17 protein-coding genes are annotated in these 22,708 nt (G+C 69.8%); 9 read left to right on the top strand and 8 right to left on the bottom strand.

All coding sequences use genetic code 11. The features are described 5' to 3' along the window. Positions 1–122: 122 nt before the first annotated feature. Positions 123–3,545, bottom strand: coding sequence for a LamG-like jellyroll fold domain-containing protein (locus ACFY9S_RS37280; protein ID WP_391137939.1), 3,423 nt, complete (start codon positions 3,543–3,545; stop codon positions 123–125). Positions 3,546–4,426: 881 nt separating this feature from the next. Then, complete coding sequence (ychF, locus tag ACFY9S_RS37275; RefSeq protein WP_030842729.1) at positions 4,427–5,515, bottom strand: redox-regulated ATPase YchF; 1,089 nt, start codon at positions 5,513–5,515, stop codon at positions 4,427–4,429. A 168-nt stretch (positions 5,516–5,683) separates the two neighbouring features. Between ychF and ACFY9S_RS37270 the strand changes: the two genes are divergently transcribed. Then, the gene (locus tag ACFY9S_RS37270) at positions 5,684–6,310 is read left to right on the top strand and encodes a DUF6542 domain-containing protein (RefSeq protein ID WP_391137936.1); all 627 of its coding nucleotides are present in this window, start codon (positions 5,684–5,686) and stop codon (positions 6,308–6,310) included. 18 nt (positions 6,311–6,328) lie between these two features. Here the strand turns inward: ACFY9S_RS37270 and ppgK are convergent, their stop codons facing one another. Together ppgK and ACFY9S_RS37260 are read right to left on the bottom strand one after the other, a co-directional pair. Beyond that, positions 6,329–7,075: a polyphosphate--glucose phosphotransferase gene (gene ppgK, locus ACFY9S_RS37265; RefSeq protein WP_391137933.1), complete on the bottom strand. Its 747-nt coding sequence runs from the start codon at positions 7,073–7,075 to the stop codon at positions 6,329–6,331. A 68-nt stretch (positions 7,076–7,143) separates the two neighbouring features. Then, positions 7,144–8,169 (bottom strand): 4-hydroxy-3-methylbut-2-enyl diphosphate reductase, encoded by a 1,026-nt coding sequence (locus ACFY9S_RS37260; RefSeq protein WP_391137930.1) that lies wholly within the window; start codon positions 8,167–8,169, stop codon positions 7,144–7,146. A 127-nt stretch (positions 8,170–8,296) separates the two neighbouring features. On the opposite strand from ACFY9S_RS37260, the gene xseA reads away from it, so the two are divergent. From xseA to ACFY9S_RS37245, 3 genes are all read left to right on the top strand, one after another. Further along, positions 8,297–9,505: an exodeoxyribonuclease VII large subunit gene (xseA, locus tag ACFY9S_RS37255; RefSeq protein ID WP_391137927.1), complete on the top strand. Its 1,209-nt coding sequence runs from the start codon at positions 8,297–8,299 to the stop codon at positions 9,503–9,505. A 9-nt stretch (positions 9,506–9,514) separates the two neighbouring features. Further along, complete coding sequence (locus ACFY9S_RS37250; RefSeq protein ID WP_391137924.1) at positions 9,515–9,760, top strand: exodeoxyribonuclease VII small subunit; 246 nt, start codon at positions 9,515–9,517, stop codon at positions 9,758–9,760. A gap of 121 nt (positions 9,761–9,881) precedes the next feature. Next, complete coding sequence (locus ACFY9S_RS37245; RefSeq protein WP_391137922.1) at positions 9,882–10,472, top strand: malonic semialdehyde reductase; 591 nt, start codon at positions 9,882–9,884, stop codon at positions 10,470–10,472. Between the two features lie 62 nt (positions 10,473–10,534). Here ACFY9S_RS37245 and ACFY9S_RS37240 read toward each other — a convergent pair whose 3' ends face one another. Continuing rightward, positions 10,535–11,059 (bottom strand): DUF4245 domain-containing protein, encoded by a 525-nt coding sequence (locus tag ACFY9S_RS37240; RefSeq protein WP_102913993.1) that lies wholly within the window; start codon positions 11,057–11,059, stop codon positions 10,535–10,537. Positions 11,060–11,186: 127 nt separating this feature from the next. Between ACFY9S_RS37240 and glpX the strand changes: the two genes are divergently transcribed. Further along, on the top strand, positions 11,187–12,221 hold the full coding sequence (gene glpX, locus ACFY9S_RS37235) for a class II fructose-bisphosphatase (protein ID WP_102913992.1): 1,035 nt from the start codon (positions 11,187–11,189) through the stop codon (positions 12,219–12,221). Positions 12,222–12,404: 183 nt separating this feature from the next. Here glpX and ACFY9S_RS37230 read toward each other — a convergent pair whose 3' ends face one another. Continuing rightward, complete coding sequence (locus tag ACFY9S_RS37230) at positions 12,405–12,782, bottom strand: WhiB family transcriptional regulator (RefSeq protein ID WP_079129121.1); 378 nt, start codon at positions 12,780–12,782, stop codon at positions 12,405–12,407. 114 nt (positions 12,783–12,896) lie between these two features. Continuing rightward, positions 12,897–13,598, bottom strand: coding sequence for a DUF1707 domain-containing protein (locus ACFY9S_RS37225; RefSeq protein ID WP_391137917.1), 702 nt, complete (start codon positions 13,596–13,598; stop codon positions 12,897–12,899). A gap of 155 nt (positions 13,599–13,753) precedes the next feature. Here ACFY9S_RS37225 and ACFY9S_RS37220 point away from each other — a divergent pair, with 155 nt between their 5' ends. The 4 genes from ACFY9S_RS37220 (at position 13,754) to ACFY9S_RS37205 (ending at position 20,154) form a co-directional block, all read left to right on the top strand. Next, a complete protein-coding gene (locus ACFY9S_RS37220) occupies positions 13,754–15,430 on the top strand; it encodes a FumA C-terminus/TtdB family hydratase beta subunit (protein WP_391137914.1) in 1,677 nt (558 codons plus the stop codon). Between the two features lie 77 nt (positions 15,431–15,507). Further along, a complete protein-coding gene (locus ACFY9S_RS37215; RefSeq protein ID WP_391137911.1) occupies positions 15,508–16,911 on the top strand; it encodes an aspartate ammonia-lyase in 1,404 nt (467 codons plus the stop codon). An 83-nt stretch (positions 16,912–16,994) separates the two neighbouring features. Next, positions 16,995–17,687, top strand: coding sequence for a DUF402 domain-containing protein (locus ACFY9S_RS37210; protein WP_391137908.1), 693 nt, complete (start codon positions 16,995–16,997; stop codon positions 17,685–17,687). Between the two features lie 322 nt (positions 17,688–18,009). Next, a complete protein-coding gene (locus ACFY9S_RS37205) occupies positions 18,010–20,154 on the top strand; it encodes a SpoIIE family protein phosphatase (protein WP_391137905.1) in 2,145 nt (714 codons plus the stop codon). A 57-nt stretch (positions 20,155–20,211) separates the two neighbouring features. Here the strand turns inward: ACFY9S_RS37205 and ACFY9S_RS37200 are convergent, their stop codons facing one another. Next, positions 20,212–22,503 carry a transglycosylase domain-containing protein gene (locus ACFY9S_RS37200; RefSeq protein ID WP_391137902.1) on the bottom strand — a complete coding sequence of 764 codons (2,292 nt, stop codon included), beginning with the start codon at positions 22,501–22,503 and terminating at the stop codon, positions 20,212–20,214. Between the last annotated feature and the right edge of the window lie 205 nt (positions 22,504–22,708).

The following is a 22,708-nucleotide window of genomic DNA, read 5'->3' as shown; positions in this document are numbered from 1 at the left end:
AGCGGCCTCGGTGCCCAGATGCTTGATCTCGCGGCGCGTAGGCGTTGGGACGCGCGCCCGTTCGAGCGCCGAAGCTGGGCGGGGGGTGAGGTAGGGCGGGGATGCCCGCCCTACCTCACTTCCTACTGCTGCTCGGTGTTGCGCCGGTTGGCGATCACGTCGGCTGAGGTGGCTCCGGCCCAAACGCGTACGCTGTCGATCATTCCGGGGAAGTAACGGGCGGCAACGCCGTTGATCTTCGCCCGGCCGATCTCGAAGGCTCCGCTGCCCTGCCACGGGGCGGAGTACGGAACGCCGTCCTCGTCGCCCATCTGCGCGCTGTCTACATAGAGCTTGAGCGCGCCGAGTTGGGAGGTGTCGTCGGGGTCCGCTGCGGCCTGGGCGTCGTAGACGACCGTCAGCATGACCGGTACGCCCAGTTGGGCCGTGGTGAATGCGGTGGACTCGTTTTCGGTCCAGGCCGCTCCGGTGCCGTCCTTGTCGGGTCGGCCGAATGTCCAGCGCCCCTGCGTGCTGCCGGAGGGCTGCTCGTACCAGACACCCCAGGACGATTGGCTTGTCCCGGACTGCCCGAACGCCTGCACCGCGTAGGACTTGCTGATGTCGGCGAACTTGGCCGGGTCCAGCGTTACCCAGGCGGTCGCGGTGAACGAACCGGAGTCGTCGACGATCGGGCCGGTGGCAGTGGCATACGCGCTGGTCCCGTTCAGGGACATCGTCTGCGTGGTCGTGACCTCTTCGCCGATCTCCGGATCACCGGTGGTGATTTGAGTGAGCGCGGCCCCGTTGAGGGTGAGGTTACGGCCGAAGCCGCTGGTGTCCTTGACCGTGGTACCGGTCGCGTTGGCCATGTCCGTGGCGTCCCACTTGGCGACCAGCGCCGGGACCGGGTCGCCGGCGGTGCCGTCGCTGAGATCCTCGTCCTCCAGCCACGCCTCGTGGGCGACCTCGGTGTCCGCGAGCGCCCGGGACCAGACCTTCACCTCGTCGATGGTTCCAGCGAAGTTCTCCTTGCCTGCGGCGTCGTCCCACAACCGTCCGACCTGCAGACCACCGGACGCTTTCCAGGGTGTGGCGGTGAACGGTACTGGCTTGCCCTGCGCGATGCCGTTGACATAGAGCTGCAGGTTCTGCGCGGCGGCGTCGTAGACGCCCGCCAGGTGTGTCCATGCCTTCAGGACAGGCGACTTGGTGCCGATCGACCGCACGATCGTCGGATTGGTGACGTCGGTCTGGTGGCGGTTGAAGATCCAGGCGTTGTAGGCGGTGGAGTAGTACAGCTGGAATCCGGAGGCGTTCGTTCCCGCCTGCGACAGGACGGTGTAGTTGACGTCCTTCTTCTCCAAACGCGCCCAGGCCGAGACGGTGAACGACTTGGTGGTGTCCAGCACCGCGCCTGAAGTGGACAGGTACGCCGTCGTGCCATTGAACTTCGCCGCGGCGGAGCCGCTGCGGGCCAGGGAGTCCCAAGTGGCGGCCGAGGAGACGAGTGGATGCTGGGTAGCGGTGGTGGTGTCGGTGAGGGAGCCGTCCAGGTGCCAGATGCCTGAGGGCTTTTCCGCGCCCTTCACCAGGAAGCTGTAATAGCCGGTGAGCGAGCTGTGGCCGGCCGCGTCGTAGCCCCAGACCTGGATGGTGTTCTCACCGGCCTGGTTCGGCGTGATCGTCTGGGTGGTGGCCGCGCCCTTCGCGACGGGGATCGGCGGGGACATCGCGCCGCTGTTCAGCTTGAACTTGTAGGTGACCACGTCCGACTGGATGCCGGCTGTGGTGGGGCTGGAATCTTCGGGGGTGAAGGTGAACTTGCCCGGCGTGCCCACGCCGCCCGCCGCAGGGTCGGTCTCAGCGGGCTTGTAGGTGCCGTCCGCGCTGCTCACCACCGGAGGAGGGGGCGAGTCGGTGTCGATCCGGAAGTAGCACCAGGACGACCAGGACGAGTCCAGGACACCGGTGGCGCCCCGGTCCGTCTTGTAGTACGCCTGCGTCTTGACCCGCATCCGGTAGTCCGTCTGAGCCGGGAGCGTGCTGGACGTCGCGGTGCGGGGGGCGTCGTCGGCCACCCAGGTGCTGTCCGGCGAGGCGGCGGACCAGGCGCGGCTGGATCCGTCCGCCTTCCACACCTCGAACGCGGCACGCAGCTGGGAGTTGGAGCCGTCGGCCGATTGCACCGTGGCGAGCATCTTCGGGGTGGTGTCGCTGGTGGCGAAGGACTGCGTCGAGGCGTTGCAGGCCCGCCCGGTAGTGCCCTGCTGAACGCCGTACGAAGTCGGCTTGGACGGGTAGGACACGTACGTCACCGACAGCTTGGCGTCGTTGCGGAACCGCGCCCAGGCCGCCGCGTTCGACTCGTCGTGCGCCGCCAGGGAGAAGGTGATCTGCGATGCCTTCTTCGAGGCGTAGGACGCGAGGGTGGTGGTGAGGTTCTCGTTGCTCTCCTCCCCCACGTTGTCGCTGAAGCGCACCCAGTTCGCCGGCTGCGGCGGAGTGCACAAGCCGCCCCGACCGTAGGCCACGTTCCGGTCACCCATCAGGTCCACCGCGTTGGGGCGGGACGACCAGGTGGTGCTGGAGGAGATGCCCTTGTCCACACGGCGCAGGTCGTACCAGCGCGGCTCACAGGTGAACGTCCACTCCTGGTACACCTCCATCGTCGCGTCCAGGACCTTCTTGCCGTGGATCGACGACAGCGGGTACTCGAAGTACATACGCTGGGTGTACGGGCTGTTGGAACACAGGTAACCGCCGTAGTTCGAGCAGCGGCCCACTCCCTTGTCCCCATCGAACTCCCAGTACTTGGTCCCGTTCGAAGCCAGAGCAGTCCAGTCACCCAGCGCTATGCCCTTGGTCGGCGGGTCGATGTAGAGCGGGAAGACGGTGTCCTCGCCGCGCAGTAGGTCCGGATCCGGCGTGATCTCCAGGCTCGTGTCCGTCACCTTGAGCGGGAGTTCGGCCGTCGCGTCACCGCTGCCAGGGCCCTCTGAAGGTGAAGGTTCCCCCTTGGCCTCGGGGAGAGGGGCCGTTTCCCCGGGCTCCGGTTCTTCCGCTGTCCTCGTGCCGGTTGCCGGTGCCGTGCGTGCGAGTTGCGTGCTGACCCCTGGGGTCACTTCGGCGGGTGTGCTGGTCGGGCTGTCGCCGGCTGAGTCCCACATCCGTCCGGCCGGACTCTCGAACACAGGGGTGCCGTCCTGGTCCCTGGCGACGAAGCCGCCGTCGGCCGTAGGGGCGATGTCCAGGTCATCGCCGGAGGCAGTCATCTTGATGCTCGCGAGCGCCGGGTTATCCGCGGCCTCCGCAGTTTTGACCACGAGGACCGAGGTGTAACCGGTGCTCAGAGCGGTCAATTGCAGATCGACGTCTCGAAAGACGTCAGGGTAGGTGGCCGTGGCACCCTCGAGTTCAGGCTCAGGGAGTGCGGTCGGCCAGCCGAGCTTCAGCGAGTGGCCCTCGTCCTCCAGCCTGACCAGGCCATCACCGTTACCCCCGCCCGAGAAGGTGAGAGCGGCCGTCGTGTTCTTGGCCCTAACCTCGCCGTCAGCGTCTCGCACGAGGGTGGTGTCGATGGCGTCCCATGCACCGTCGTCCTTGCGCGCCCGAATCGGAGCCGCATTCATCTCCTGCGTGAACGTGCCGTCCGGGTTGGCGAAGACCCGAGAGGACTCGGTCGTCGCCCCTTCCACGACTACTCGCTCACCAGATTCGGCTGCGAGGGCACTTGCCACCGACTCCGCAGTCTTTCCAGCCCCAGTGGCGGCTTGGCCCTCCGCCACTGCGGCAGGAACGCCCGCCACCGCGACACCTGGGAGCGCTCCCCCAAGTAGCGCCACGGCTATCGCTCCGCTACCCGCAGCATGCCGCCAGCCGTGCCGCCGTCTTCGCGTGAACACGCCTTGCCCCACCCGCCCCTTAATTTTTCCTTATCAACACACCGTGGCGATCATGAGACGATCTGACTCGACGGTCAATGGTGTTGGAGATCACATTGACGTGTACAGGCATGACTTCTTGACCTGTGCTACTCACCGCGGGGGGGCAGGTGCTCGGCCGCAAGGCCACCGCATGCCGGACTTCGACCTCGCCTTCGAGGCGAAGCTCACGGCACTGCCGGTGATCTCGGGCGGCCGCGCTACCTGACGCGATACGACATTTCGATCTCAGTAATCACGTGAAGAACGTGTGCTGGAGGTCCGACCGCCTGGGCTACAACCTCCGCCGCACGGCACGCACGCCCGCGGCGCCCGCGCGTTCCGTCGGCATCCAGCACGAATCCAGCACGGTAGGGATGAGCAGAGGTAATGACAGGTGACGACAGGTCAGAAAATCCAGCACCTATCCAGCACGGTAAAAATCAAGGGGCCTGACCCCGAAGAGTCAGACCCCATTTGACCTGCACGTTTGCCAGATCAGCGAAGTGATGCTAAGTCACCGGCTAGACATTGAACCGGAACTCCACCACATCCCCGTCCTGCATGACGTACTCCTTGCCCTCCATCCGCGCCTTCCCCTTCGCGCGGGCCTCCGCCACCGAGCCCGTCTCCACCAGGTCGTCGAAGGAGATGACCTCCGCCTTGATGAAGCCCTTCTGGAAGTCGGTGTGGATGACGCCGGCCGCCTCGGGGGCCGTCGCGCCCTTCTTGATCGTCCAGGCTCGGGATTCCTTGGGGCCGGCGGTCAGGTACGTCTGGAGGCCCAGCGTGCGGAAGCCGACGTGGGCCAGGGTCGCCAGGCCCGGCTCCTCCTGGCCGACGGACTGGAGGAGTTCCAGCGCCTCGTCCTCGTCGAGCTCGGCGAGGTCCGCCTCCAGCTTGGCGTTGAGGAAGATCGCCTCGGCGGGGGCGACCAGCGCGCGCTGCTCGTTCTTGAAGTCCTCGTCGGTCAGCTCGTCCTCGTCGACGTTGAAGACGTAGAGGAACGGCTTGGTGGTGAGCAGGTGCAGGTCGTGCAGGAGCTCCTCGTTGCCGGAGCCCTGGACGATGCCCGCGGAGAACAGCGTGTCGCCCTTCTCCAGGATCTCCTTGGCCTCCTCGACGGCCTTGACCTTGGGCGCGATGTCCTTCTTGATGCGCGACTCCTTCTGGAGGCGCGGCAGGACCTTCTCGATGGTCTGCAGGTCCGCGAGGATCAGCTCGGTGTTGATCGTCTCGATGTCGTCCTTCGGCGAGACCTTGCCGTCCACGTGCACGACGTTCTCGTCCTTGAAGGCGCGGATGACCTGGCAGATCGCGTCCGACTCGCGGATGTTCGCGAGGAACTTGTTGCCCAGGCCCTCCCCCTCGGAGGCGCCGCGGACGATGCCGGCGATGTCGACGAAGTCGACCGTGGCCGGAAGGACCCGCTGCGAGGAGAAGATCTCCGCCAGTTTCGTCAGACGGGGGTCGGGCACGCCGACGACGCCCACGTTGGGCTCGATCGTGGCGAACGGGTAGTTGGCCGCCAGCACGTCGTTCTTGGTCAGGGCGTTGAACAGGGTCGACTTGCCGACATTCGGCAGACCGACGATTCCGATCGTGAGCGACACGTTGCGACTTCCCGTGAGTGGAGGGCCAGGAGGCCAGGGGACCGGCCGATCCACCAGTCTACGGCGTGTCCGGAACCGCCCGGGCGGACAGTCGAACGCTTGGCCAAGCCGCGGCCGACGGCGTGTCTGAAGGGCTGTTCGGCATATTGAACGACCTAAGTTGGTGCGGTGGAGCAATACAGGACGCGATCTCCTCAGTACGGACCGCGACAGTCCGGACCACGACAGGGCGGGCCGCGCCGGGACCGGCCCGGGCCGCCGCCCCGGCAACCCGTGCCGTCCCAGGCGGGACGGGGAGCGGGGGGCGAGCCCGTGCGCGCTGCCCGGCCGCCCGGGCCGCGGCGCCGCCCGGCGCCGGCGCGACGGCCTGCCCCCGCACCGGCACCCACCGCCGGCCGGCTGCCGAACCCCCGGCTGACCGGCCTGGGCAGCGGGCTGTTCTGCGCGGTGGTGATGTTCCTGCTGGGCGCGCTCTGCTCGGCGCTGTTCGGGGCGTCCCTGACGGCGTACGGCGTGCTCTTCCTGCCGGTGTGCGCGCTGACCGCCCTCTGGGTGCGCCGGGGGGACCTGATGACCGCGCCCATCGTCGTGCCGATCGCGTTCGCCGTGGGGCTGGTGCCGGTGGCGGACGGGGAGGACGGGTCCGGCGCCACCCTGATGGGCCTGGTGACGGCGCTCGCCACGCAGGCCGGATGGCTGTACGGCGGGACGCTGATCGCCGGGCTGATCGTGATCGTCCGGCGGATCAGGCTGGTGCACCGGCGGCGGACGGCCGGGGCCCGGCCGCCGGTGTGACACCCGGAGGAACAGGCCTCAGCGACCGGCCGCCCGCATCGCCGCGCCCACGATTCCCGCGTTGTTCTGCAGCTGCGCCGGGACGATCTCGGCCTTGATGCCCTCGATGTGGGGCAGGAACTTGTGGGACTTGCGGCTGACACCGCCGCCGATGATGAACAACTCCGGCGAGAACAGCATCTCGACGTGGGCGAGGTACGTGCGCACGCGGTGCTCCGCCCAGTGCTCCCACGTCATGTCGTGGTCCTCACGGGCCTTGCTGGAGGCCCGCTTCTCCGCGTCGTGCCCGTCGAGTTCCAGGTGGCCCAGCTCGGTGTTGGGGACGAGGACGCCGTCGACGAAGACGGCACTGCCGATGCCCGTGCCGAAGGTCAGCAGGATCACCGTGCCCCGGCGGTCGCGGCCGGCGCCGAAGTGCATCTCGGCGACACCCGCCGCGTCCGCGTCGTTGACCACCGTCACCGGCAGCCCGCCCAGGCGCTCGCCGAGCAGCGCGCGGGCGTCGGTGTCGATCCAGCTGTCGTCGACGTTGGCCGCCGTGCGGATCGTGGCTCCGTCGGTGACCACGCCGGGGAACGTCACCCCGACAGGGCCCGTCCAGCCGAAGTGGCCGACCACCTGCCTGACGCCGTCGGCCACCGCGTCGGGTGTGGCCGGGTGGGGGGTGAGGACCTTGTGGCGCTCCTGCGCCAGGTCACCCTTGTCCAGGTCAACCGGCGCACCCTTGATCCCGGATCCGCCGATGTCCACTCCGAAGATCTGCATGGCCCTACGTTACGACGAACGACTCACGGTCACAGGCCGGACAGCGGGGCTGCCCGGCCTGTCCCCGATCACTCCCCGGAATGTTCACCGGTCCCGGCGCCGCCGCGCTCGGCGGTCAGGGCCGCGGCCTCCTCGCGCAGGTCGCGGCGCAGCTCCTTGGGCAGGGAGAACGTGATGGACTCCTCGGCCGCCTTGACGATCTCGACGTCCTCGAAGCCGCGCTGCGACAGCCATTCCAGGACCTGCTCGACCAGGACCTCCGGGACCGAGGCGCCCGAGGTGACGCCGACCGTGGCCACGCCCTCCAGCCAGGCCTCGTCGATCTCGTCGGCGAAGTCCACGAGGTAGGCCTCACGGGCGCCCGCGATCTTGGCGACCTCGACGAGCCGCTTGGAGTTGGAGGAGTTGCGCGAGCCGACCACGATGACCAGGTCCGACTCGGCGCCCATCTGCTTGACGGCCAGCTGGCGGTTCTGCGTGGCGTAGCAGATGTCGTCGCTGGGCGGGGAGATGAGCTGGGGGAACTTGTCCTTCAGGGCGTCGACGGTCTCCATGGTCTCGTCGACGGACAGCGTGGTCTGGGAGAGCCAGACGACCTTGGACGGGTCACGGACCTCGACCTTCGCCACATCGCCCGGCCCGTCGACGAGCTGGATGTGGTCCGGGGCCTCACCGGAGGTGCCGATGACCTCCTCGTGGCCCTCGTGGCCGATCAGCAGGATGTCGTAGTCCTCGTCCGCGAAGCGGACGGCTTCCTTGTGGACCTTGGTGACCAGGGGGCAGGTGGCGTCGATGGTGGCGAGCTTGCCGCGCTCGGCCTCCTCGTGGACGACGGGGGCCACGCCGTGCGCGGAGAACATGACGATGTTCCCCGGGGGCACTTCCTCCGTCTGCTCGACGAAGATCGCGCCCTTCTTCTCCAGGGTCTGCACGACGTACTTGTTGTGGACGATCTCGTGCCGGACGTACACCGGAGCGCCGTACTGCTCCAGGGCTTTCTCGACGGCGATCACGGCGCGGTCCACACCCGCGCAGTAGCCACGGGGGGCGGCGAGCAGGACACGGCGGCCAGGCGAAGCAGACATGCGTCCCATCGTAAGGCCGCGTCCGGCCGGTCGAAGATCGCGTGCGGGTGGAGTCCCGGGGAGGACCGGCATGGCGCACGCCCGGCGGCGCCCGCGGTGGGCGGTGTTGTCGGCGGTGGCCACTACCCTCGCGGACATGGCTGTGAACACGACTCCGGAAGCCCCGCTGCCCGTCGGCGAGGTGTCGCGGCTCATCGGGGGCTGGATCGACCGGCTCGGGGCGGTGTGGGTCGAGGGGCAGATCACGCAGTTGTCGCGGCGGCCGGGTGCCGGTGTGGTGTTCCTGACGCTGCGGGACCCGTCGTACGACATCTCGGTGAGCGTCACCTGCTACCGGCAGGTGTTCGACGCCGTAGCGGACGTGGTGAGCGAGGGCGCCCGGGTCGTCGTCCTCGCCAAGCCCGAGTGGTACGCGCCGCGGGGGCAGCTGTCGCTGCGGGCCGCCGAGATACGGCCCGTCGGGGTGGGGGAGCTGCTCGCTCGCCTGGAGCAGCTGAAGAAGGCCCTCGCCCGGGAGGGGCTGTTCGCACTGGAGCGCAAGAAGCCGCTGCCGTTCCTGCCGCAGCTGATCGGGCTGGTCTGCGGACGGGCCTCGGCCGCCGAGCGGGACGTCCTGGAGAACGCGCGGCACCGCTGGCCCGCCGTCCGCTTCGAGGTGCGCAACGTCGCCGTGCAGGGCGTGCACGCCGTGCCGCAGGTCGTGCAGGCCGTGAAGGAGCTCGACGCGCTCGGCGACGTGGATGTGATCATCGTCGCCCGGGGCGGCGGCAGCGTGGAGGACCTGCTGCCGTTCTCGGACGAGCAGCTGATCCGCACGGTCGCGCAGTGCCGTACGCCCGTGGTGTCCGCCATCGGGCACGAACCGGACAATCCGCTGCTGGACCACGTCGCCGATGTCCGCGCCTCCACCCCGACCGACGCCGCCAAGAAGGTCGTGCCGGACGTCGGCGAGGAGTACGAGCGGGTGCGGCTGCTGCGGGACCGGGCGCGGCGGTGCGTGGCGGCGCTGGTGGACCGGGAGGAGCGGGGGCTGGCGCACGCGCTGGCCCGGCCGTCGATACAGGACCCGTACCGGATGATCGATGTGCGCGCCGACCAGGTGGCGGACCTGCTCGACCGGGCCCGCCGCTGTCTGCGGCACCAGCTGGACCGCGCCGACTCGGAGCTGTCGCACACGCACGCGCGCGTGGTGGCCCTCTCCCCTGCCGCGACCCTCAAGCGCGGGTACGCCGTGCTGCAGAAGGCGGACGGGCACGCGGTCCGCGACCCGGGCGAGGTGACGGCCGGCGAGGCCCTGCGCGCGCGGGTCTGTGAGGGTGAGTTCTCCGTACGAGTGGACACATAGGGTGGGTGGATGACCAGCGAGGTTGATGAGACGCCGGGCACGAGCGAGGCGCTCGGGTACGAGCAGGCGCGGGACGAGCTGATCGAGGTCGTCCGGCGCCTGGAGGCGGGCGGTACGACGCTGGAGGAGTCCCTCGCGCTCTGGGAGCGGGGCGAGGAGCTGGCCAAGGTGTGCCGGCGGTGGCTGGAGGGAGCCCGGGCGCGGCTGGACGCGGCGCTGGCGGAGGGGGCCGTGGAGGACGAGGACGCCGGGTGACCGGGACCGTCCGGCTGGGCGTGGCACACGACACCCTCACCTTAGTTGAACGTTGAACTTCAATCGCGTACGGTCGACGACGTCAGCCGATCTTCCGGACCCGTCACGAGAAAGTGCAGCCATGCCGCTCGCCCTTGACCCCGCCGCCCAGGACCTCCTGTTCCGCGAGGCCCGCACCGCCGGAACCTTCACCGACGAACCGGTGACCGACGAGCAGATGCAGGCGATCTACGACCTGGTCAAGTACGGTCCGACCGCGTTCAATCAGACCCCGCTGCGCATCACCCTGGTCCGCTCCCCGGAGGCCCGCGAGCGCCTGGTCGCGCACCTGGCCGAAGGCAACCGGGCCAAGACGGCGAGCGCCCCGCTGGTGGCGATCCTCTCCGCGGACAACGAGTTCCACGAGGAGCTGCCGCACCTGTTCCCGGCCGCCCCGCAGATCAAGGACCTCTTCTTCGCCGAGCGCCCGGCCCGCGAGAACGCCGCCGCGCTGAACGCCGCCCTCCAGGCCGCGTACTTCATCGTCGGCGTCCGTGCCGCAGGCCTGGCCGCCGGTCCGATGACGGGTGCGGACCTGGAGGGCATCCGCAAGGAGTTCCTGGACGACGACCACACCCCGCTGATGGTGGTCAACATCGGCCGCCCCGGCCCGGACGCCCATCACCCGCGCTCCCCGCGCCTGGAGTTCGACCAGGTCGTCACGACGGTCTGAGCCCTCCGGCCCCCATGAGGAAGGCCCCCGGCGCCATCGCCGGGGGCCTTCCTCATGCGCGTTCACTTCGTCCGCAGCGCCTCGGCCATCTTCGTCAGCTGCGCGAACGAGGCGGTGCCCGTCACGACCGTCGTCGAGCCCTTGGTGCCCTCCAGGACCAGCGCGTCGTACCGGCCGCCCTCGTAACGGGTCCACGTCTCGCCGGCGATCTTCTCGGTCTTCCCGGTCTCGCGCGCGCCCTGGGTCGCGTCGTCGAGGAAGGCGGGGCGCCGCTGAGTGGACTGCTCGACCGCCACGTACTCCCCCTCGGGGTCGTGGAAGCCGAGGTGCCAGGCGTCGAACTCGTCGCCCTGGAAGCGGACGGAGGTGGCCTTCCATGTGTCGGGCAGGCCCTGGGGCGCGGCCACCGGGTAGGAGGCGGCGCGGCGTGCCGTGAGCAGTTCGACCCGGTAGTCGACGGCCTTGACGTCGGGCGCGCTGTCGTCGTGCGGGATGAAGAGGTACACGAAGCCCGCCACCAGGACGATGACTCCCATGGAGAGGATCATGTCCCGTGCCGTCTTCTGCTTGCCGTTCTTGCCTGCCACGCCCTCCATCGTCGCAGGTCCCTGCCGCGCTCATCCGTGGGGGCCCCTGCTCATTTTGCGGCCTCGGCGATAGAGTCGGGCGACAAAGCCCTCATCCGGCCGTCGTCGTACAGAAAGGTGCGCTCCGATGACCGAGCATCATCACTTGCCGTCCGAACTCGATGTGCCCTCCGAGGCCCCCGACCGCAACCTCGCCCTGGAACTGGTCCGGGTCACCGAGGCCGCGGCGATGGCCGCGGGCCGCTGGGTCGGACGCGGTGACAAGAACGGCGCCGACGGCGCCGCGGTACGCGCCATGCGCACCCTCGTCTCCACCGTGTCGATGAACGGCGTCGTCGTCATCGGCGAGGGCGAGAAGGACGAAGCCCCCATGCTGTTCAACGGGGAGCGCGTGGGCGACGGGACCGGGCCCGAGTGCGACATCGCCGTCGACCCGATCGACGGCACCACGCTGACCGCGAAGGGCATGACGAACGCGATCGCGGTGCTGGCCGCCGCCGAGCGCGGGTCCATGTTCGACCCGTCCGCCGTCTTCTACATGGACAAGCTCGTCACCGGGCCGGAGGCAGCCGACTTCGTCGACATCAACGCCCCGGTGGCGGTGAACATCCGGCGGGTCGCCAAGGCGAAGCGGTCCGCGCCGGAGGACGTGACGGTGGTGATCCTGGACCGCCCGCGGCACGAGGGCATCATCAACGAGATCCGGGAGACCGGGGCCCGCATCAAGCTGATCTCCGACGGCGACGTGGCCGGCTCGATCCTGGCGCTGCGCGAGGGCACGGGCGTCGATCTGCTGCTCGGCATCGGCGGTACGCCCGAGGGCATCATCTCGGCCTGCGCGGTGAAGTGCCTGGGCGGCACGATCCAGGGCAAGCTGTGGCCCAAGGACGACGAGGAGCGGCAGCGGGCGATCGACGCCGGGCACGATCTCGACCGGGTGCTGACGACCGAGGACCTCGTCACCGGGGAGAACGTCTTCTTCGTGGCCACGGGCATCACCGACGGGGAGCTGCTGCAGGGGGTTCGCTACCGGGCGGAGAACGCCACCACCGACTCGATCGTGATGCGGTCGCGGTCGGGCACGGTCCGCCGGATCTCCTCCGAGCACCGGCTGAGCAAGCTGCGGGCCTACAGCGCGATCGACTTCGACAAGGGGAAGTAGCCCCGGGAAGAAGAAGACCGGCACAGCGACAGGGCGTCCCCGGTGCGGTGGGGACGCCCTTTTCGTCGGCCCGTTTTCGGCGGCCCATTTTCGTAGACCCTCTTCGCGGGTCCGTCGCGTAGATCCTTTGCGCAGGTCCGTCGCGTAGACCCTCCGCGCAGGCCCTTTTCGTGTGCTGAGCGGTCAGCCCGCCGCCGCTATCTGGTTCGCCGGGCGGGCCGCCTTCTTCAGCTCCATGTCACGGCGGCGGCGCCGGGCCAGGACCACGCGGCGCTCCGCGGCGGTGAGGCCGCCCCAGACGCCGTAGGGCTCGGGCTGGAGCAGGGCGTGTTCGCGGCACTCGACCATCACCGGGCACCGGGCGCAGACCCGCTTCGCCGCTTCCTCCCGGGACAGTCTCGCGGCGGTCGGTTCCTTGGAGGGGGCGAAGAACAGGCCCGCCTCGTCACGCCGGCACACCGCCTCGGTGTGCCATGGGGCGTCCTGGTCCCTGTCTCGCGCTGGCACCCGCGGGGCCGGAACGGCAGCTACCTGCACGGACGAATGCGGCGGTTGCAGCACGGTCTACTCCTGACGACGGCTTCGCGAGCGAGAGACGATGCAGCAAGGCCTACCCGCTGTACGCGCGCCTATGCACTGAGTTCCGAACCGCCGGTTTCGGGGGATTCGCGACTGTCAATGCCCGAGGTGTTTGCGCAAACTCCTGTCGACCTTGCGCTGCACCCGGTCCAGGATGTCCGCGACGACCTTGCCCCGCCTGGGCCGCGCCTCGACGCTACCCAGGACGGCCCAGCCGTCGACGTAGACGACGGGGGCCTGCGGGTCGCCCGAGTCGAGGGTGTCCACCTCGAAGCTGCCGAGTACGCCGCTGCCCGTGCCGCGCAGCGACACGTTCTCCGGGACGCGGATCTCGACGCTGCCGAAGATCGCGAACGACTTGACCACGACCTGCTGGTGGTCGAACAGGGCCTCGCTGAGGTCTATCTCCACACTGCCGAAGACGGCGTAGGCGTGGATACGGCGGCCCGCGCGCCAGCGGCCCTTGCGGACCGCGCCACTGAAGACCGCGACCACGTTGTCGTCCGGGTCGACCGGGAGGGCGCCGACGACGGGGCGGTGCGGGGCGGGCGCCGGGGAGGAGACGGGGTCCTGGCGGTGCGCCGCGGGCAGGTCCCGTATGAAGACCTCCAGCTCGCCGACCGTCTTGGCGCGCAGCACCCCTTCGACGCGCTCGGCGTGCTCATCCGCGGTGAGACGGCCTTCGGCCAGGGCGTCGTGCAGGATGTCGGCGATACGGTCGCGCTCGGCGTCGGAGGCGCGGAACTCGGAGACGGCGGGCGCGCCCGGCTGCTGAGGGTCCTGCTTCTGAAGGTCCACGACAGCAGCGTACCCAAACACGATAGATCGCGACACCCCGCAGAGCGGCCCGGGTGGGACGAACTGAGCCTTACCTCACAAGCTCGGCGCGGGAGCCAGGTTCTACGCTGGTTGGCGCCCGCCAAAGGAGGCGGGCCGCGTCTGTCGAGTGAGGAATGGGCGAGATGCCTGAGTTCGCGTACACCGATCTGCTCCCCCAGGGAGAGGACACCACGCCGTACCGGCTGGTGACCTCCGAGGGTGTCTCCACCGTCGAGGGGCCGGACGGGCGGACCTTTCTCCAGGTGGAGCCGGAGGCGCTGCGCAAGCTCGCCGAGGAGGCCGTCCACGACATCCAGCACTACCTGCGCCCGGCCCACCTCGCACAGCTGCGCCGGATCATCGACGACCCCGAGGCCTCCGGCAACGACAAGTTCGTCGCGCTGGACCTGCTGAAGAACGCGAACATCGCGGCGGCCGGTGTGCTGCCGATGTGCCAGGACACGGGCACGGCTATCGTGATGGGCAAGCGCGGGCAGAACGTGCTGACGGCGGGCCGCGACGAGGAGGCCCTGAGCCGCGGCATCTACGACGCGTACAGGAACCTCAACCTGCGCTACTCGCAGATGGCTCCGCTCACCATGTGGGAGGAGAAGAACACCGGCTCCAACCTCCCCGCGCAGATCGAGCTGTACGCGGCGGACGGCGGCGCCTACAAGTTCCTGTTCATGGCGAAGGGCGGCGGCTCGGCCAACAAGTCGTTCCTGTACCAGGAGACGAAGGCCGTCCTGAACGAGTCCTCCATGATGAAGTTCCTGGAGGAGAAGATCCGTTCGCTGGGTACGGCGGCCTGCCCGCCGTACCACCTGGCGATCGTGGTCGGCGGTACGTCGGCCGAGTACGCGCTGAAGACCGCCAAGTACGCCTCCGCGCACTACCTGGACGAGATCCCGGCGGAGGGCTCGGAGCTCGGGCACGGCTTCCGGGACAAGGAGCTGGAGGAGAAGGTCTTCGAGCTGACGCAGAAGATCGGCATCGGGGCGCAGTTCGGCGGCAAGTACTTCTGCCACGACGTGCGTGTGGTGCGTCTGCCCCGGCACGGCGCGTCCTGCCCGGTCGCCATCGCGGTGTCGTGCTCCGCCGACCGCCAGGCCGTCGCGAAGATCACGGCCGAGGGCGTCTTCCTGGAGCAGCTGGAGACGGACCCGGCGCGGTTCCTGCCGGAGACGACGGACGAGCACCTCGACGAGAGCGACGTCGTCAGGATCGACCTGAACCAGCCGATGGACGCCATCCTCGCCGAGCTGACCAAGCACCCGGTGAAGACCCGGCTGTCCCTGACCGGCCCGCTGGTCGTGGCCCGCGACATCGCGCACGCCAAGATCAAGGAGCGGCTGGACGCGGGCGAGGAGATGCCGCAGTACCTGAAGGACCACCCGGTGTACTACGCCGGTCCGGCCAAGACGCCCGAGGGCTACGCGTCCGGCTCCTTCGGCCCGACCACGGCCGGCCGGATGGACTCCTACGTGGAGCAGTTCCAGGCGGCGGGCGGCTCCAAGGTGATGCTGGCCAAGGGCAACCGCAGCAAGCAGGTCACGGCCGCCTGCGACGCCCACGGCGGCTTCTACCTCGGCTCCATCGGCGGCCCGGCCGCGCGTCTGGCGCAGGACTGCATCAAGAAGGTCGAGGTCGTCGAGTACGAGGAGCTCGGCATGGAGGCCGTCTGGAAGATCGAGGTCGAGGACTTCCCGGCCTTCATCGTCGTCGACGACAAGGGCAACGACTTCTTCCAGGACCCCGCGCCGGCCCCGACCTTCACCTCCATTCCGGTACGCGGTCCCGGACTCGCCTGACAACGGCGGTGACGATTCGCCTCCGCGGGGAACAGTGGTCGCGGCGCTGACGCTGTGACACGTGGAGGTGATCGTCGATGACCGACGAGCAGGACAGGACCGAGTACCGCACCGAGCACGACTCCATGGGCGAGGTGCGGGTGCCCGCGCACGCCAAGTGGCGAGCCCAGACCCAGCGGGCCGTGGAGAACTTCCCGGTCTCCGGGCAGCGCATCGAGCGGGCGCACATCGAGGCGCTGGCCCGCATCAAGGGGGCGGCGGCCAAGGTCAACGCCGAGCTGGGGGTCCTGGACAAGGACATCGCCGGGGCGGTCCAGGAGGTGGCCGGGGAGGTCGCCGAGGGCAAGTGGGACGCGCACTTCCCGGTCGACGTGTTCCAGACCGGGTCCGGGACCTCGTCCAACATGAACACCAACGAGGTCATCGCCACCCTCGCGAGCGAGCGCCTGGGCAGCGCCGTGCACCCGAACGACCACGTGAACGCCTCCCAGTCGTCCAACGACGTCTTCCCCTCCTCGATCCACATCGCCGCCACCGCCGCCGTGACGCGCGATCTGGTCCCCGCCCTGGAGCACCTCGCCGCCTCCCTGGAGCGCAAGGCCGAGGAGTTCGCCGACGTCGTGAAGTCGGGGCGGACGCACCTCATGGACGCCACGCCGGTGACGCTGGGCCAGGAGTTCGGCGGGTACGCGGCCCAGGTGCGGTACGGCATCGAGCGGCTTCAGGCCTCCCTCCCCCGGCTCGCCGAACTGCCCCTGGGGGGCACGGCCGTCGGTACCGGCATCAACACCCCGCCCGGCTTCTCCGCCGCCGTCATCGAGGAGGTCGCCCGCACCACCGGGCTGCCTCTCACCGAGGCCCGGAACCACTTCGAGGCGCAGGGCGCCCGGGACGGCATCGTCGAGACCAGCGGGCAGCTGCGGACCATCGCGGTCGGGCTGACGAAGATCGCCAACGATCTGCGCTGGATGTCCTCCGGGCCGCGCACCGGCCTCGCCGAGATCGCCCTGCCCGACCTCCAGCCCGGCTCCTCGATCATGCCGGGCAAGGTGAATCCGGTCATTCCGGAGGCCGTGCTCATGGTCGCCGCGCAGGTCGTCGGCAACGACGCCACCGTCGCGACCGCCGGCGCCGCCGGGAACTTCGAGCTCAACGTGATGCTGCCGGTCATCGCGAAGAACGTGCTGGAGTCGGTCCGGCTGCTCGCCAACGCGACGCGGCTGCTCGCCGACCGGACCGTGGACGGCATCACCGCCGACCGCGAGCGGGCGCGGGAGTACGCCGAGTCCTCCCCCTCCGTCGTCACGCCGCTCAACAAGTACATCGGTTACGAGGAGGCCGCGAAGGTCGCCAAGAAGGCGCTGGCCGAGCGGAAGACGATCCGTCAGGTCGTGCAGGACGGCGGCTACGTGGAGCGCGGGGACCTGACCGCGGAGCAGCTCGACGAGGCACTGGATGTCCTGCGGATGACACACCCGTGACGACGGGACGCGGGCGTGTGCCCGGCGCGTGAACCGTGACACGCGCCGCAGCGTCGGGTGCCTACGGCACCTAATATCTGTTCATGGCAGACGGTGAAGCGGTGAGACGCGTCGAAACGGGTGGTGCGGCAGGCTTCTGGGCGCCCGGGAGCCGGATCCTGTGGCGGTACCGGGAGAACGGCGGCACGCACGTGCACATCGCGCGTCCCGTCACCGTCGTCCGGGACGACGCGGACCTGCTCGCCGTATGGCTGGCGCCCGGCACCGAGTGTGTGAAGCCCGTGCTCGCCGACGGCACGCCCGTGCACCTGGAACCGCTGGAGTCGCGCTACACCAAGCCGCGCACCGTGCAGCGCGACCGGTGGTTCGGCACGGGTGTGCTGAAGCTGGCCCGGCCCGGCGAGCCCTGGTCGGTGTGGCTGTTCTGGGAGCCGGGCTGGCAGTTCAAGAACTGGTACGTGAACCTGGAGGAGCCGCTGGCCCGTTGGGCGGGCGGCGTCGACTCGGTCGACCATTTCCTGGACATCTCCGTCCATCCCGACCGAAGTTGGCACTGGCGGGACGAGGACGAGTTCGCCCAGGCCCGGCGGGACGGGCTGATGGGCGACCAACAGGCGGAAAAGGTACGAGAGGCGGGGCGGGAGGCGGTGGAGGTGATCCGCGCCTGGGGGCCGCCGTTCTCGGAAGGCTGGCAGCAGTGGCGCCCGGATCCGTCCTGGGCGGTACCGTCACTGCCGGAGGACTGGGATCGTACGCCCGCGCATGTGTCCTCATGAGACCCTTGATGCGCCCCCGGGCAAGAAACGTAGGATCGTCCTCCGCAAGGGCGCGCGGCGGCAACTACCGGAGCACGCGCTGGGCTTGACCGATCGTCACCGAGGGGCGGCAGGACGTGAGCGAGGGGTACGAGGGCAACACCGGAAGGGCCTGCGCCACGGGCCCCAGGGGCCGTCAGACGGCCCTTGAGGGCCGCGGACGGTCCGCCGGTGGCACAGGAACAACCTCTGACCACGCGGGAATTCCGTTCCTGGGGCACGTATTCCGGGTATCGGAGTTTCGGCGGGACCAACTGCGCGCGCGGCGCGCAGCCCCGGACGGATGGATGCGACACGCGTGACGGAGCAGCCGACCTCGTTCGAACGCCCCCAGACGGGCGTCGACCCCGCGGATCCCCGCGGGGCGTTCGTGCATACCCCGACACCGGCGCGTGCGCCAGGCGCCGGCGCCTTACCGGTACAGGGCCGCCCCGGCGGCGACGTCAGCGTTCCGGTCACGACGGCACACAGCACGCCGGGCACGTCGGAGCCGGGCACCTCCACGCCGTTCGGCAAGGGCAAGGACATTGTGAGCGACCCCGCCTCCGAGCACTCCCAGCCGGGTGCCGAGCAGACCGCCGAGCGCGAGACGCCTCGGCCGCGCCCCGCCCCCGAGGGCATTCCGGTCCAGCCGGCCGACGAACAGGGCCGGTCGGCGGTGGACAGCGACGGGCAGGAACGGCGCAGCGGCCAGAGCCTGCCGCCCGGCCGGCCCACGCCCATGCGGCGGGACGGCGACCGGCTCAGGTTCGTGGGGGCCGCCACCCGGCGGATCGCCCGCGGCATCGACCTGGACGAGATCGTGATGGGGCTGTGCCGGGCCACCGTGCCCACCTTCTCCGACGCGATCCTGGTCTATCTGCGCGACCCGCTGCCCGTCGGCGACGAGCGGCCCACCGGCCCGCTGGTGCTGCGGCTGCGCCGCACCGACCGGATACCGGCGGAGCGCGACACGGAGAACGGCTTCCTGCCGGCCGCGCAGCCCGAGCCGAACGAGCTGGACACGGTCGGCGCGGAGCTGTGCGAGGTGCGGCCCGGCAGCGCGCTGGCCGAGGTCCTGCGCGGTGTGCGCCCGGTGTTCACGGACGCTCCGGCGGCCCGCGCCGCCCTGCCGGAACTGCTCGGTGAAGACGGCGAGTTCGGCGTGCCGGACGGGCAGCGCGCGATCCTCGCCCCGCTGCGCGGCCGGCGCCGGGTCATCGGTGCGGCGCTGTTCCTGCGCAGGCCCGAGCGCATGGCGTTCGAGCCGGACGACCTCCTGGTGGCCGCCCAGCTCGCCACGCACAGCGCCCTCGGCATCGACAAGGCGGTGCTGTACGGCCGCGAGGCCTACATCGCGGACGAGCTGCAGCGCACCATGCTGCCCGAGACGCTCCCCCGCCCGACGGGTGTGCGGCTGGCCTCCCGCTACCTGCCGGCCGCGGAGACGGCCCGGGTGGGCGGCGACTGGTACGACGCGATCCCACTGCCCGGCAGCCGGGTCGCCCTGGTCGTCGGCGACGTCATGGGCCACTCCATGACATCGGCCGCCATCATGGGCCAGCTGCGCACCACGGCCCAGACCCTCGCCGGCCTGGACCTGCCGCCGCAGGAGGTCCTGCACCACCTCGACGAACAGGCCCAGCGCCTCGGCGTGGACCGCATGGCGACCTGTCTCTACGCGGTGTACGACCCGGTATCGCACCGCATCACCATCGCCAACGCCGGTCATCCGCCGCCCGTCCTGCTCCACCTGGGCGGCCGTGCCGAGGTGCTGCGCGTCCCGGCCGGTGCCCCCATCGGGGTCGGCGGCGTGGACTTCGAGGCGGTGGAGCTGGACGCGCCCGCCGGGGCGACCCTGCTGCTCTACACCGACGGCCTGGTCGAGTCGCGGCTGCGCGATGTGTGGACCGGCATCGAGCAGCTGCGGGAGAAGCTCGCCGCGGTCGCGCAGCTCACCGGGCCGGACCATCCGCCGCCCCTGGAAGCGCTGTGCGACGAGGTGCTCGACATGCTCGGCCCGGGCGACCGGGACGACGACATCGCGCTGCTCGCCGCCCGCTTCGACGGGATCGCGCCCAGTGACGTGGCGTACTGGTTCCTGGAGCCGGAGGACGCCGCCCCCGGCCGGGCCCGCCGGCTGGCCCGCCGCGCGCTGCAGCGCTGGGGCCTGGAGGAGCTCAGCGACTCCGTCGAGCTGCTCGTCAGCGAGGTCGTGACGAACGCCGTGCGGTACGCCTCCCGGCCGGTGACGCTGCGTCTGCTGCGCACGGACGTGCTGCGCTGCGAGGTCGGCGACGACGTGCCGCAGCTGCCGCGGCTGCGCCAGGCCCGGGCCACCGACGAGGGCGGCCGCGGGCTGTACCTGGTGAACCGGATGGCCCGGCGGTGGGGCGCGACCCGGCTCAGCACGGGCAAGGTGGTCTGGTTCGAGCTCAACCGCAACTGAGGCCCGTGGGGACGAGCGAAGGGCGCCCGGTGTCCACCGGGCGCCCTTCGGCGTCTCCTACGGGTCCTCGCCCGGCTTGACCGGGTCGAACGGGTCACCGCCGCCGTCGTCCGGCGGTGTCGTCTGCGGGGCCGTGGGCGGGGTGAAGGTGGGCGGTGTCGTCGACGGACTCGGCGGCGGAGAGGTCGAGGGCTCCTCCGTCGTCGGCGGCGGGGACGACGACGGCTCCTCGGTCGTCGGCTCCTTCGTGGGCTCCTTGGTCGGCTCCTGCGTGGGCGTCGGCGTCCAGGTCGGCTGGACGGCCGCGCCCTGCTGGGTCTCCAGGTCGAACTTGCTGACGTCGCCCATCACGCCGAAGGTGTACGCCGCCCAGATCTGCGCCGGGAACCCGCCGCCGTTGATCCGGGGCTCGCCGCCCGCCTTGTACATCGGGACCTGGGCCTGAGTCTTGGCGTCCTCGCCGAACAGGCCGACCGAGGTCACCAGGTTCGGCGTGTAGCCGGTGAACCAGGCCGACTTGTTGTTGTCGGACGTGCCCGTCTTGCCCGCGACCTGCTGGCCGTCGCGGCCGGGGTTGTCGGCCACGGAACGCTGGGCGGTTCCGTCGTCGACCACGCCGGTCAGCACCGAGGTGACCGAGTCGGCGGCCTCCCGGCTGATGACCTGGTCGCCGACCGGGTCGGGCATGGTGACCGTCCGGTTCAGGTGCTCGGCCGACTTCACGAGGGCCGGGGTGACCTTCCTGCCGTGGTTGTCGAGGGTCGCGTAGACCCCGGCCATCTGCAGGGGGCTCGCGCCCATGCTGCCCAGCGTCTGGGCGGGCACGGCCTCCATGTTCTTGGTGTCCATGCCGAGCTTGCCGGCGACGTCCACCACCTCGGACATGCCGACGTCGACGCCCATCTGCGCGAAGACGGAGTTGACGGACTGGTTCATCGCCCGCTGGACGGTGATCGGGCCGTAGTTCTTGTCGTCCTCGTTCTCGGGGGCGAAGCCGACCTTGCTGCCGCTGTCGACGACCGGGCGCTTGCTCGTGCCGTCGTAGACCGTGCTCGCGGTGATCGGCTTGCCGTCCTGCGTCTTCGCCTGCTCCTCCAGGGCCGCGGCCAGGATGACCGGCTTGAAGGTGGAGGCCGGCTGGTAGTCGGAACGGGTGGCGTTGTTCATGTAGTGCTTGAAGTAGTCCACTCCGCCGTACATGGCGACCACGGCGCCCGTCTTCGGGTTCACGGACGCGGCACCGGCCTGGACGTCCCCGTCGACCTTGCGCTTGTCGGGGTCGAGCTTGCTGGTCAGATGCTGCCGGACGGATTTCTCCAGCGCGGCCTGCTTCTTCTTGTCGATGTTGAGCGTGACGGTCCAGCCGCCCTGGTTGACCATGGCCTCGGCCTGCTTCGCGTCTTCGGCGGTGCCCTCGGCCACGAGCTGCTGCTCAAGAGCGGCGTTGGCGGCCTTCACCAGGTACCCGGTCTGCCCTCCCATGCTCGGGTCGGCCTTCGGCTCCTTGGGCACCGGGAACTTCATGGCCTGACGCTCGGACTGGTCCAGCCAGCCTTCGTCGACCATGTTGTCCAGGACGTAGTTCCACCTGGCCTTCACCAGGTTCCTGCCGGTGTCGGTGGCGATCGCCCAGTCGTACTGGTTCGGCGCCTGGAGGAGCGCGGCGAGGTAGGCGCCCTGCTCGACCGTCAGGTTCTTGGCGTCCACGCGGTAGTAGGCCTGCGCGGCGGCTTGGATGCCGTAGGCGCCACGGCCGTAGTAGCTGGTGTTGATGTAGCCGGCGAGGATGTAGTCCTTGGACTTCTCCCGGTCCAGCTTGAGCGAGATGACCAGTTCCTTCAGCTTGCGCGAGACGGTCTGGTCCTGCGTCAGGTAGAAGTTCTTGACGTACTGCTGGGTGATCGTGGAGCCGCCCTGCGCGCCCTTGCCGGAAACGGTGTTGAGCAGGCCGCGGGCCGTGCCCTTGAGGTCGACACCGGCGTCCTTGTAGAAGGTCTTGTTCTCGGCGGCGACGAAGGTCCTCTGGACGGGCTTGGACACCTCGGCCAGGCCCACGATCTCGCGGTTGCGGTCACCCGCGCGGGCCAGCAGCGAGCCGTCGCTGTACTTGTAGACGTTGCTCTGCAGCTTGGCGTCGGCGTTCCCCTTCGGGATGTCGATCACCATGTACAGCACGATGAAGGCGCCCATGCCCAGCAGGCACAGGCCGAGGAAGGTGCCGAGGATCTTCTTCCAGGTGAAGAGCCTGCGTATGCCGCTCTTCCCGGCCTTGGCCGATGAACGGCGGCTCTTGGGTGCCGCCCGGCGCCCACCGCGCTGTCGGGCGCGTCTCTCTTCCGCTCGTCCCATGGGTCCGATCCGCTCCGCTTCGTTCATGTGTGCTCACGCGTCACACAGGTTCGCCGCTCAGGTCAGCTCAGAAAGCTAACACCGGGAGATAAGAGATAGGGCTGCCGATCCGGCCCTTTGCGGACGTGACAATCAGCACCCATCCCAACGGAACCGACGTACGAGACACGCGAAGGGTTGCCAGGACGCGATAAAGTGATATCAC

This window comes from Streptomyces sp. NPDC012474, assembly GCF_042955185.1.
Taxonomy (GTDB): domain Bacteria; phylum Actinomycetota; class Actinomycetes; order Streptomycetales; family Streptomycetaceae; genus Streptomyces; species Streptomyces cahuitamycinicus.
This window is presented reverse-complemented; position numbering and strand designations above follow the sequence as displayed.

Bases quoted from the DNA above. Each gene is read 5' to 3' on its own strand.
- ppgK (WP_391137933.1), bottom strand. From the start codon at position 7,075: ATGCAGATCTTCGGAGTGGACATCGGCGGATCCGGGATCAAGGGTGCG.
- ACFY9S_RS37260 (WP_391137930.1), bottom strand. From the start codon at position 8,169: ATGGGACGCATGTCTGCTTCGCCTGGCCGCCGTGTCCTGCTCGCCGCC.
- xseA (WP_391137927.1), top strand. From the start codon at position 8,297: ATGGCTGTGAACACGACTCCGGAAGCCCCGCTGCCCGTCGGCGAGGTG.
- ACFY9S_RS37250 (WP_391137924.1), top strand. From the start codon at position 9,515: ATGACCAGCGAGGTTGATGAGACGCCGGGCACGAGCGAGGCGCTCGGG.
- ACFY9S_RS37245 (WP_391137922.1), top strand. From the start codon at position 9,882: ATGCCGCTCGCCCTTGACCCCGCCGCCCAGGACCTCCTGTTCCGCGAG.
- glpX (WP_102913992.1), top strand. From the start codon at position 11,187: ATGACCGAGCATCATCACTTGCCGTCCGAACTCGATGTGCCCTCCGAG.
- ACFY9S_RS37220 (WP_391137914.1), top strand. From the start codon at position 13,754: ATGGGCGAGATGCCTGAGTTCGCGTACACCGATCTGCTCCCCCAGGGA.
- ACFY9S_RS37215 (WP_391137911.1), top strand. From the start codon at position 15,508: ATGACCGACGAGCAGGACAGGACCGAGTACCGCACCGAGCACGACTCC.
- ACFY9S_RS37210 (WP_391137908.1), top strand. From the start codon at position 16,995: ATGGCAGACGGTGAAGCGGTGAGACGCGTCGAAACGGGTGGTGCGGCA.
- ACFY9S_RS37205 (WP_391137905.1), top strand. From the start codon at position 18,010: ATGGATGCGACACGCGTGACGGAGCAGCCGACCTCGTTCGAACGCCCC.
- ACFY9S_RS37200 (WP_391137902.1), bottom strand. From the start codon at position 22,503: ATGGGACGAGCGGAAGAGAGACGCGCCCGACAGCGCGGTGGGCGCCGG.